Consider the following 10,777-nt stretch of genomic DNA (forward strand, 5'->3'; position numbering starts at 1 on the left):
AGATCTTCTATCGTCACCATATGGAGCTTCAGTTGCATTCTCCCACCCCCATGTAACTCTATTCTACCATTTACTCTTGGGATTGTGTGGACTTTGTCAACAGCTCCAGACTGTTCCGGGTCGGACCGGTGGTGTATCCGGTGCTGTAAAAGAAAAGACGGTACGCGTGAACCGCCCTAAAGTCAGCCGCCCCCGGCCGGTCCGTCCGGGCCGGACAGTTAAGACGGCGGAATCCACCGGACGACAGACGGTGAAGCTGTCCGAGCGCTCCTATCAGGCCGCCGCCCGCACCGCTCAGAGCGCAAAGGTCACGGCGGAGGCTGGCCGGCAACTGACCGCCTTCCGCCAGAGGACAAAGCAGGCCCAGGCAGCCGCAAAAAAGACTGCCCAGACCGCGGGCCGGGTCCTCCGGGCGATAGCCGACGCCGGCCGGATGGCTGTCGCTGCCATGATCTCCGGCGGCGGGCTTGTGCTGGCCATCGTGCTGGTGATCTGTATCATTGGCATGATTGTCTCCTCCCCCTTTGCCCTCTTTTTCTCTATCTTTGATGGAGGCAGGGCGCAGGGGCAGACTACCTACTCCATGCAGGAGGCGGTGGCCATCCTCAACGAGGAATTCACCGACAGGATTGAGCAGATCAAGGCGGACAATCCCCATGATGCCGTAGAGATTGACAACGCCGGCAGCGCAGTTACGATTGCAAACTGGGACGATGTGCTGGCTGTCTACGCGGTGCGTACCTCCACCGACCCGGACAATCCACAGGAGGTGGCGACTGTCACCGAGGACAAGCTGTCCATCCTGCGGGAGTTTTTCTGGGACATGAATGAGGTGACTTTCTCTACGCAGACGGTTACCCGCACTGAGGAGGAGACAGGTGAATCCTACACGGAGACGGTGCTGCACATCACGGTGACCGCCAAGGACTACACGCAGACGGCGGACAAATACGGCTTCACAGAGGAGCAGCGCGCATTCCTGGCGGAGATGATGCAGCCTGAGTACCAGCAGTTGTTTATGATGCTCACCGGTTCCTACCAGGACCTGACCCTCTCCCAGGCGGAGATTGCCGCGATCATGGCCCAGCTCCCGGCCGATCTCAGCGAGGAGCGGCAGAAAGTTGTCCTCACCGCCTACCAGCTGGTAGGGAAGGTCCACTACTTCTGGGGCGGGAAATCCACCGCCATAGGCTGGGACAGCCGGTGGGGGACGCCGATGGAGGTTACCGCCGCCGGGAGCGCCAGCAGCGGGAGCATCCGTCCCTTTGGGCTGGACTGTACGGGGTTCATCGACTGGGTGCTGCGCAACGCCGGATTGCCCAGTGACGGGAACTGGTATATTGGGACCAACCTCACGGAAGTCTCCCAGTCCGAGGCCCTGCCGGGGGATATTGCCCTCAACGCGGACGCCTCCCATGTGGGGATCGTCGTAGGAAGAGATGAGGCCGGTAGCCTGCTGGTCTGCCACTGCTCCAGCGGTCAGGATAATGTGGTGGTGACGGAGTTTGGAGTGAGTGGGTTCGTATCCTTAGGACGATTAGGCGCTTAATTTCACCCTGTAATAATGCAAAAACATATTGGCATTATAGATTGCTGACACTTATTTGCCGGTGGGCGACTGACGACTGAACATATTTAAAATAGTAGACGCTGCATGACTTGTATCCGTTGTTTTACAAATTTGATTAAGTCCATCACCCGTTTGATAGGGTGAGACGGATAGGCAACACCAAGCATACGCCGAATTTCAGGATATAGTGGGACTGCACGAAGCTTATCGGATAAATTGACCAGCGAACTTCTGGGAAGCACAGTCACTCCAACCTCCTGCTCTACAATTGAAAGGATGGATGTATCATCCGTAGCATCAACCCGCAGGCGATTACGGAGCTGGTAGCGTTCCGTCAGAAATTGCAGCTCATTCAGATCAGCGAGAAGGAGAGGATACTCCAAAAGCTGCTCCATGCAGACGGGACCTTCCGCGCTGAGCGGACAGCGCTCTGGTACGACTGCGAGATATGGGTCAACCTGCAGGGGAACCCAGCTATAGTTCCCGCGCATTCCCTCGTCCAAAATTCCAGATCGATCTCTCCGGTACGCAGCCAGCGCTGAATATCGTATCCACCGACTTGCAGTTTGATAGAGATGCCCGAGCGGTGCTGTTGGAATTCCTTTATGATGGTGGATAGCCAGCTTTGAGTAATACTGGGGTACTCTCCAATTCGGATTATTTGCTGTTGCTGTGCGGAAATCTGACTTGCGACGCTGCGAAGCCGCACTGCGGTGTTTACACAGTCTTTGATATAAGGCAGCAGTGACTTCCCCTCCAGAGTCAATGCAATGCCTCTGTGCCCGTGCTCCGGCAGGCGGCAGCCCAGCTCCCGATCCAAATTATTTATCATCTGGGATAAAGTAGGATGTGTATAATCCAGCTCAGCCGCGGCCCGGCTGAGGCTGCCGCTGTTTATTACTGTCAGTAAGCTCTCCGGTTTCCGGTCATCCATTTCAGATTCACCACTTTTGATGTGTATAAGAGTTCCTTATGGTTGTATCATGATTTGTTTCTTCCCAAGACTATAGAATTGCAGTGTCTAGTAGGAAGTGAAGCACCACCCAAGAGTTTTACTGCCCATATGATATTTATGAAGCAAATAGCGAAAGATTTGAAGGGTTATTAAGAGAAGAATGGAGCTTTATATACCGATTTTAGTTCGCCCTTTCAAAAGCATGGTTCCTACATATCAAGGGATTCCTTTTAGGCATCCAGCTTGCTAATCCCATAGAGCAGGGGATTGATAAACACAGATACGATTCTATATCTATCTCCCAATCTTCTCAAAAGTGGGGACTGAGAAAGAATGAGCCGATTGTACATTGAAAATCCCGGACAAGCTCAGACTGTACTGGAGGGCTTATACCGGGATATGGCGCGGAGAATCCACGCCAGCCCGCCGGGACTGTGCCCAGTGGATATGTCCCTGAACTTTCTGCGGCTGTGCCACGCCCAGACCTGCGGCAAATGCGTGCCCTGCCGGATCGGACTGGGACAGCTGGCCGAGCTGCTGGAGCAGGTGCTGGACCGGACGGCCAGCCTGGACACCATCGCCCTCATCGAGGAGACGGCCCAGGCCATCACCGACTCGGCGGACTGCGCCATTGGGTATGAGGCGGCCCGGATGGTGCTCACCGGCGTCCGGGGCTTCCGGGATGACTACGAGGAGCACGTGAGAAACGGCCGCTGCATCAGCGGGCTGAGCCATCCGGTGCCCTGTGTGTCCACCTGCCCGGCCCACGTGGACGTGCCCGGGTACATCGCCCTGGTGCGGGAGGGGCGCTATGAGGACGCGGTGCGGCTGATCCGCAAGGACAACCCCTTTGTCAGCGCCTGCGCCTATGTGTGCGAGCACCCCTGCGAGGGCCGCTGCCGCCGGCACATGGTGGACGACGGGGTGAATATCTGCGGGCTCAAGCGCTTCGCGGTGGATCACGCCCGGCCGGAGGACGCCCCCGCCCCGGCGGAGGCCACGGGCAAGACGGTGGCGGTGATCGGCGGCGGCCCCGGCGGGCTGACGGCGGCCTACTACCTGTCCCTGATGGGCCATTCGGTGACGGTGTATGAGCAGCGGCCCAAGCTGGGCGGTATGCTGCGCTACGGCATCCCGGACTACCGGCTGCCCCAGGAGGTGCTGGACCGGGACATCGACCACATCCTCACCACAGGGATCACGGTGCACACCAACGTCTCCATCGGCCGGGACATCTCCATGGCCGATATTCAGAAGCAGTACGACGCGGTGTACATCTCCATCGGGGCCCACGCGGACAAGAAGCTGGGCCTGGAGGGGGAGCAGGCCCCCAATGTCATCAGCGCGGTGGAGCTGCTGCGGGGCATCGGCGAGGGGGATATCCCCGACTTCACCGGCAAGCGGGTATGCGTCATCGGGGGCGGCAACGTGTCCATGGACGCCAGCCGGACCGCCCTGCGGCTGGGGGCGGAACACGTCACCGTGGTCTACCGCCGCCGGGTGGAGGATATGACCGCCCTGGCCGAGGAGATCGAGGAGGCCATGGCCGAGGGCTGCCAGCTCCTCCCCCTCCAGGCCCCGGCCCGGATCGAGCTGGACGAGGGCGGCAGCGCCGTCGCCCTGTGGACCCGCCCCCAGCTGGTGGGCCCCTACGGCAAGGACGGCCGGCCCAAGCCGGTGGGGGCGGACGCCCCCGAGTTCCGCATCCCCTGCGACTATATCATCGTGGCCATCGGCCAGGCCATCGTCACCTACCCCTTCGAGGCGGTGGGGGTGAGTACCGAGCGGGGGGCCATCCAGGCCGATCTCACCAGCTCGGTGCCCGGGCTGGACAATGTGTTCGCCGGGGGAGACGCGGTCTCCGGCCCGGCCACCGTCATCCGTGCGGTGGCGGCGGGCAAGGTGGCCGCGGACAACATTGACGGCTACCTGGGGTATGAGCATATCATCAGCTGCGACGTGGACATCTCCCCTGCCCACCTGACCAATATGCCTCCCTGCGGCCGGGTCAACCTGAAGGACCGGCATCTGAGCAGCTACGCCGGGGACTTCACCCTGGTCAAGGAGGGCATGAGTCTGGAGGAGGCCCGCCAGGAGTCCAGCCGGTGCCTGCGCTGCGACCACTTCGGCTTCGGCATTTTCAAGGGAGGACGGAATCGGGAATGGTAACGCTGAAGATAGACAACCAGACCATACAGGCCCCGGAGGGGGCCACCATCCTGGAGGCGGCCCGGGCCAACGGCATCCACATCCCCCACCTGTGCTATCTCAAGGGGCTCAACGAGATCGCCGCCTGCCGGGTGTGCTGCGTGGAGGTGGAGGGGGAGCGGGACCTGGTGACCGCCTGCAACAACCCGGTGCAGGAGGGGATGGTGGTGTACACCAACTCCCCCCGGGCCCGGAAGACCCGGCGGATCAACGTCCAGCTCATCCTGTCCCAGCACGACTGCACCTGCGCCACCTGCGTGCGCAGCGGCAACTGCCAGCTGCAGACCATCGCCAACGACCTGGGCATCCTCCACATCCCCTACGAGACCCAGCTGCCCCACGGCCGGGCCCGGATGTGGACGGCCATCTTCCCCCTGTACCGGGACAACCTGAAGTGCATCAAGTGTATGCGCTGCATCCAGGTGTGCGACAAGATGCAGGATATGCACGTCTGGGACCTGTCGGGGACCGGCGGGCGGACCACCATCGACGTGTCGGGCAACCGGATGATCAAGGAGTCGGACTGCACCCTGTGCGGCCAGTGCATCACCCACTGCCCGGTGGTCGGCCTGCAGGAGCGGGACGACACCCGGAAGGTGTACGACGCCCTGGCCGACCCGGAGAAGATCACCGTGGTGCAGATCGCCCCGGCGGTACGCACCGCCTGGGGGGAGGCCCTGGGGCTGGCCCCGGAGCAGGCCACCATCGGGCGGATGGCGGCCGCGCTGCGGCGCATCGGCTTTGACTACGTATTTGACACCAACTTCGCCGCCGACCTGACCATTATGGAGGAGGCCAACGAGTTTCTCCACCGCTTCCAGTCCGGCGGGCTGGCCCGGTGGCCCATGTTCACCAGCTGCTGCCCGGGGTGGGTGCAGTTTTTGAAGGGGCAGTACCCGGAGCTGGCCGGCCAGCTGTCCACCGCCAAGTCCCCCCAGCAGATGTTCGGCAGCGTGGCCAAGAGCTGGTTTGCCCAGAAGATCGGGGTGCCCCCGGAGAAGATCTGCTGCGTGTCCATCATGCCCTGCCTGGCCAAGAAGGCGGAGGCCGCCCTGCCCACCATGGCCACCGATGCGGGCCCGGATGTGGATCTGGTGCTCACCACCCGGGAGCTGGTGCGGATGATCCGGGCCGACAAGATCGACCCGGCCCAGCTGCCCGAGGAGGACACCGACAGTCCCCTGGGGACATACACCGGCGCCGGCGCCATCTTTGGGGCCACCGGCGGGGTGATGGAGGCGGCCCTGCGTACGGCGGCCTGGGCCCTCACCGGGGCCAATCCGGACCCGGAGGCCTTCCAGGCGGTGCGCACCGAGCCCGGCCTGCGTGAAGTGGACTATGAGCTGGGCGGGGTGAAGATCCGCTGCGCCGTGGTCAGCGGCCTGCGCAACGCCCGGCAGCTGATGGAGCGGCTCAAGGCCAAAAAGGCCCACTACGACTTTGTGGAGGTCATGGCCTGCCCCGGCGGCTACGTGGGGGGCGGCGGCCAGCCCATCTCCGTGGAGGACGAGGAGCGCTACGGCGTGCGGGGCCAGGCCCTCTACGCCATCGACAAGAAGACCCCCCTGCGCTTCTCCCACGAGAACCCGGATGTCAAGGCCCTGTACGACGAGTTTTTGGAGAAGCCCCTGAACCACAAGGCTGAGGAGCTGCTCCACACCGACCACTTTGGCTGGGACACGCCAAACGCGCGGCAGACGTAGTCAGGTTAAAAAATCACAGACAGCCCCAAACGGGTTCGACCGTTTGGGGCTGTCTGTCAGGTTAGGTACGATTACCGAGTCTGTATATGGGCTCAGAGCTTGAAGGAGCTGTACCCGTCGTCGGCCATCACAGTGATGCCGTTAACAGCGGAGGCCTCATCCTGAGCCAGGAGATAGACGGTGCCTGCAATCTGCTCCGGAGTGAGGACCCGGTTGGACATATGCAGGGACTTTCCGTGGGCCTCGGCAGCAGGGTCGCCCTCCATCACGGATTGCGCCATCTGGGTGGCTACCCAGGCCGGGGCCACCGAGAGGACCCGGATATGGTACTGAGCCAGCTCCATGGCCGCCCGCTGGGTGACCATTCGCAAGGCGCCCTTGGACGCGTGGTAGGCGATGGACTCGGTGTTGACCAGCAAGCCGCAGATGGATCCAATGTTGATCATCACGCCGCCGTGCTGCTCCCGCATAAGGGGAGCGAAGGCCTTCATGGTCTGGATGGGGCCCAGCACATTGATCTCCAGCGTCCGCCGGATGTCCGTAGCGTCCAGCTCCATAAAGTCCGCCCGCTTTCCGGTGACACCGGCGTCGTTGACCAGCACGTCCGCACGGCCGAAGCGTCCGCTGTCACGGCGGCCAGCTGCTGGCAGTCCTCCTCAGAATTACAGGACAGGCGTTTTCTTGTGATAATCTGTAACCTGCTGGAAAGCCGCACCGACACGGAACATAAATGCTTCGTCAAAAGGACGACCAATAATTTGCATACCAACGGGTAACCCCTGTGCATCAAAGCCGCATGGTACACTCATGCCAGGCAGGCCAGTCAGACTGGGTAAACCTGTAAACTGCATCTGGGCACCCAAATAATCGTGCATTGCCCCGTCAGCCTCAAATTCAGTTTGACCGATTGGCAACGCAGTATATGCCAACGTGGGTGTGATATAAATGTCACACTGCTTGAAGCCCTCCATAAATTCGTTGCGCAACAGCCTGCGGAATCGTTGTGCATTGATATAGTGTGTAGCCAGATAGAATTCACCGGTTTCAAGCATTGTACGTACATCATTGGCATAGTTTTCAGGCTGCTCACGGATCCACCGCTGGTGATATGTGCTGGGTTCACTGGCTTCCACAGTCAACATAGGCGCAGTATTGTAGGCGATATGCTCAATGGGAACCTCCACAACATGAGCCCCCATGCTCTCAAAAGTCTTCAGTGCCTGAAGAACCGCAGCCTTTACGCCCGGCTGTAGATCCTTGAAAAAATAACTGGAATCGATACCAATTCTTAGATTTTTTACGCCCGCAGTCAGGTCTTTTGTATAATCTTCCACAGGTCGGAGAACTGTGGAAGGATCGCGGTAGTCATGTCCGGCAATCGAATTGAATAGCAATGCACAATCAGCTACTGTCCGGGTCATGGGACCGACCGTGTCTTGAGACCACGCCAGCGGTACTACACCGTGATTGCTCACACGGCCAAGGGTGGGCCGCAGTCCTACGGTGCCGTGGAGTGCCGACGGTAAGCGGATGGATCCACCAGTATCCGTACCAAGTGCGCCATAACACATTCCAGCAGCTAGTGCGGCACCACTTCCGCCACTGGAGCCTGCCGGAAATCGTGTATCATCCCATGGATTACGGCAGGTTCCATAATGCTCATTGTCAGTGGTTCCACCCCAAGCGAACTCGTGCATATTGTTCTTGCCGATAATGATCGCGCCATCGCCTTTCAGGTGACGTACTACAGTTGCATCCTCTGCGGGATAGTTATCCTTTAAGATAGCGCTCCCGGCCGTTGTACGCCTTCCTTTAACACTGATATTGTCCTTTAAGCTCAGCGGGATACCATGTAAAGGGCCCATATCATATCCTGCCATTAGCATATCCTCGGAAGCCTTAGCTACCTTCCTGGACTGCTCCGCCTCAACTGTGATAAATGCCCGGAGACGGCCGTCGTACTTGTCGATTTGCTCTAAGCAGGCATCTACCAGATCAACGGGCGAAACCTCCTTTTTATGGATCATAGCGGCTACATCTGTTAGCGTCATCTTTCTCAAGGTTTCGTAGCTATTGCTCATTTTACCTACCTACTTTCAGTTTTATTGCAGTATCTGATTTAGTCAAAGCGATACACGTCAACCGGTGAAATTTCTGCGAACTCTGGCTTTTGCATGAGTTCATTTATTTCATTTGCCCCCGAAATCCAGCCCTGAACATTTGGAATTAGATACTCTTCCCGCTCTGCAGTCAATGACAGGCCTATAATGTGAGTCATGGTATGGATCATGTCAGCGCTAATTTCCACGACCTTTGCGGTGCCTGCCTTATACCCGGCAGCTTTGTTTGTTTTGCTCATTACAGTTTCCCCCAATTTAAGTGATTCTGAAATTTTTAGTTTTTAAGCTCAAACTTGGGAACAAGTATGGTGGCAACTAGAGCGATAAGCGTCCCGGCTGCACACGCCACGAAGCCAGCCATCCACCCAAATGTATTGCCCACAGCAGTGAGAACAATGGGCCCAAAAACACCACTAAGGCCAATACCAACAAAAATATTAAAACCGAACATCCTTCCAGCAAGCTCGGGATCTTTCATCAGATCCAACGGCAGTGAGCCAGAACACCCGTTTGTAAAAGGAACGCCGGCACCAGCCATAGCAGCCATGACTACCATCGGCAGATATCCGATTGGTGCCACATTTGGCCAAAGAATTGTAGTAACGGTCGCCCAGGTAAAGCCGATAATCATAGTTAGAACCCGCGCCTTGATCGGTGTCATTCCCTTGCGTATAAACAGGTCAGATACGATTCCGCCCAACGGAGTGATCACTATACCAACCAGGCCAATGACCAACAGGGCAAAGCTGGCTTGTGTTGTATTATAGCCTACACCATAGAGATAATCCGGGGCAACTGAATTTAACCCAACACCTTGCCATGCGTTTCCAAAGAGCTGTAGTACAAGTAGCCACGCTACAGGAACTTTCCATATTTTAACATCTTTTTTACTCTTTGTGTTGACCGATGTAACTGTCTCCTCGGAATACAAATCTGTGGGGGCATCCTTAGTCAGTATCGCCCAAAGCACTACAACAACCAGTGAGATGATACCAAAGACAATGTAGCACTGCTGCCAAGTGTCAATAAATGTCATTAGTCCGGCAATGATTATGCCGCCGGCACCAGCTCCCAATGAGAGTCCACCGCCTACGAAACCAGAGGCCATCCCCCTCTCATTCACTGGGAACCACGCAGTTGTCATACTAGTCGCAATACACCAAATATTTCCCCATCCCTGTAAGAAGCGCAACACCAGTACCAGACCGAAGTTAGGACAGTATGGAATGGTAAAGCAGGTTGCGACAAAGAGGACAAGTCCAATTAAACCTGCCTTTTTAAAGCCCAGCTTAGCCGCCCATTTTGCCTCTACTATGCTGCCCACTGCATAACCGGCCATAAATGCTGAGGAGCCGAATTGGATTTGGAGGTTGCTCAACTTAAATGTCGCTGTCAGTTCAGGAAGGGCTACAGACCAAATGCCCAATGCGGTATATCCCAGAATTAGGATAAAGAAATTCATAATCATGATCACCCAGCGGTAGGCTGGGGTGCGATTACCCATAACATTTCCTCCTTCTGTCCATAAATACACAAATGAAACGCTGGTAATAAGGGTGTCAAAACAAGTGATTTAGAAATCTATCTATCTGTCCCCCTTTCAGTTGTGCTAATGTGCCTCCTCCTTTCATTTCATTTTTGGATGCAGGTTTTATTAACCTGGTTTTGGATTTAGCAAAATTTGTGCCAGCGTTCAGAGCGTACAGCCTTTATACAAAATCATTATGTACTTACCTATGGAACAGCGCCACAGCATAAAGAAAATCGGTTCAAGGCGACCAGTGTGGACAGTGATGCAGTATATGGACAATCGGAAAACATGAGCTTTTTACATAGGACATAAATCCGCATTACCTGCAAGTATTGGTGCTTACAGCAGGTATAATCAATTTTTTATGATTTTTACTGTATTCACCTGTTTTAAACCTGTCCAGGCCGCTTAAAATGGGCCTGTTGTCTGCCAGTTTAGGCAATCAACAGGCCCTGTTGTCTTTTAACGGACAATTATGCTACATCATTTTCCAGCGCTTATAGATCTTATACTGGCGTTTTTTCCGGTTGAGGGTGTCCAGATCCACCCCCAGCCGGTCCGCCGCCTGGGCCAGGGTATCGGTCTGTTCAATGGCCTGGAGGATATAGGCCCGCTCAAACTGGGCCATCGCCTCCTTCAGGGTAAGCACCCGGTCGGCCGCCGGGGGCAGGTCGGCGGGCAGGGGCGGGG

9 protein-coding genes and 1 pseudogene are annotated in these 10,777 nt (G+C 57.1%); 3 read left to right on the forward strand and 7 right to left on the reverse strand.

Translation table 11 applies throughout. The features are described 5' to 3' along the window. Window positions 1-166: 166 nt before the first annotated feature. On the forward strand, window positions 167-1,549 hold the full coding sequence (locus tag H6B51_RS18340; protein WP_204884338.1) for a C40 family peptidase: 1,383 nt from the start codon (window positions 167-169) through the stop codon (window positions 1,547-1,549). Between the two features lie 86 nt (window positions 1,550-1,635). Here the strand turns inward: H6B51_RS18340 and H6B51_RS18175 are convergent, their stop codons facing one another. After that, on the reverse strand, window positions 1,636-2,061 hold the full coding sequence (locus tag H6B51_RS18175) for a LysR family transcriptional regulator substrate-binding protein (RefSeq protein ID WP_275967544.1): 426 nt from the start codon (window positions 2,059-2,061) through the stop codon (window positions 1,636-1,638). 11 nt (window positions 2,062-2,072) lie between these two features. Next, window positions 2,073-2,504 (reverse strand): annotated as a pseudogene (locus H6B51_RS18495) (LysR family transcriptional regulator); the annotation flags it as partial. 354 nt (window positions 2,505-2,858) lie between these two features. On the opposite strand from H6B51_RS18495, the gene H6B51_RS14405 reads away from it, so the two are divergent. Beyond that, window positions 2,859-4,694 (forward strand): NAD(P)-binding protein, encoded by a 1,836-nt coding sequence (locus H6B51_RS14405; RefSeq protein ID WP_204884340.1) that lies wholly within the window; start codon window positions 2,859-2,861, stop codon window positions 4,692-4,694. Then, a complete protein-coding gene (locus tag H6B51_RS14410) occupies window positions 4,688-6,436 on the forward strand; it encodes a [FeFe] hydrogenase, group A (protein ID WP_204884341.1) in 1,749 nt (582 codons plus the stop codon). Before H6B51_RS14405 ends, H6B51_RS14410 begins: the two co-directional genes overlap by 7 nt. 92 nt (window positions 6,437-6,528) lie before the next feature. On the opposite strand, the gene H6B51_RS14415 is transcribed toward H6B51_RS14410, so the two are convergent. The 5 genes from H6B51_RS14415 to H6B51_RS14435 form a co-directional block, all read right to left on the reverse strand. Beyond that, entirely contained in the window at window positions 6,529-7,086 is a 558-nt protein-coding gene (locus H6B51_RS14415) for an SDR family NAD(P)-dependent oxidoreductase (RefSeq protein WP_275967547.1), read from the reverse strand. A gap of 12 nt (window positions 7,087-7,098) precedes the next feature. Continuing rightward, window positions 7,099-8,517, reverse strand: a complete 1,419-nt coding sequence (locus tag H6B51_RS14420; protein WP_204884343.1) for an amidase — start codon at window positions 8,515-8,517, stop codon at window positions 7,099-7,101. 38 nt (window positions 8,518-8,555) lie between these two features. Beyond that, window positions 8,556-8,795, reverse strand: a complete 240-nt coding sequence (locus tag H6B51_RS14425; RefSeq protein ID WP_204884344.1) for a hypothetical protein — start codon at window positions 8,793-8,795, stop codon at window positions 8,556-8,558. A 35-nt stretch (window positions 8,796-8,830) separates the two neighbouring features. Further along, entirely contained in the window at window positions 8,831-10,060 is a 1,230-nt protein-coding gene (locus H6B51_RS14430; protein WP_204884345.1) for an MFS transporter, read from the reverse strand. 505 nt (window positions 10,061-10,565) lie between these two features. Further along, a partial coding sequence (locus H6B51_RS14435) for a helix-turn-helix domain-containing protein (RefSeq protein ID WP_275967545.1) occupies window positions 10,566-10,777 on the reverse strand: 212 nt, incomplete at its 5' end.

Origin of the sequence: Pseudoflavonifractor phocaeensis, from assembly GCF_016901955.1 — a bacterium.
Lineage (GTDB): Bacteria > Bacillota > Clostridia > Oscillospirales > Oscillospiraceae > Flavonifractor > Flavonifractor phocaeensis_A.

Excerpts from the sequence above, each read along its gene's own strand:
- H6B51_RS14430 (WP_204884345.1), bottom strand. The coding sequence starts at position 10,060 with ATGGGTAATCGCACCCCAGCCTACCGCTGGGTGATCATGATTATGAAT.
- H6B51_RS14425 (WP_204884344.1), bottom strand. The coding sequence starts at position 8,795 with ATGAGCAAAACAAACAAAGCTGCCGGGTATAAGGCAGGCACCGCAAAG.
- H6B51_RS18175 (WP_275967544.1), bottom strand. The coding sequence starts at position 2,061 with ATGCGCGGGAACTATAGCTGGGTTCCCCTGCAGGTTGACCCATATCTC.
- H6B51_RS14420 (WP_204884343.1), bottom strand. The coding sequence starts at position 8,517 with ATGAGCAATAGCTACGAAACCTTGAGAAAGATGACGCTAACAGATGTA.
- H6B51_RS14405 (WP_204884340.1), top strand. The coding sequence starts at position 2,859 with ATGAGCCGATTGTACATTGAAAATCCCGGACAAGCTCAGACTGTACTG.
- H6B51_RS14410 (WP_204884341.1), top strand. The coding sequence starts at position 4,688 with ATGGTAACGCTGAAGATAGACAACCAGACCATACAGGCCCCGGAGGGG.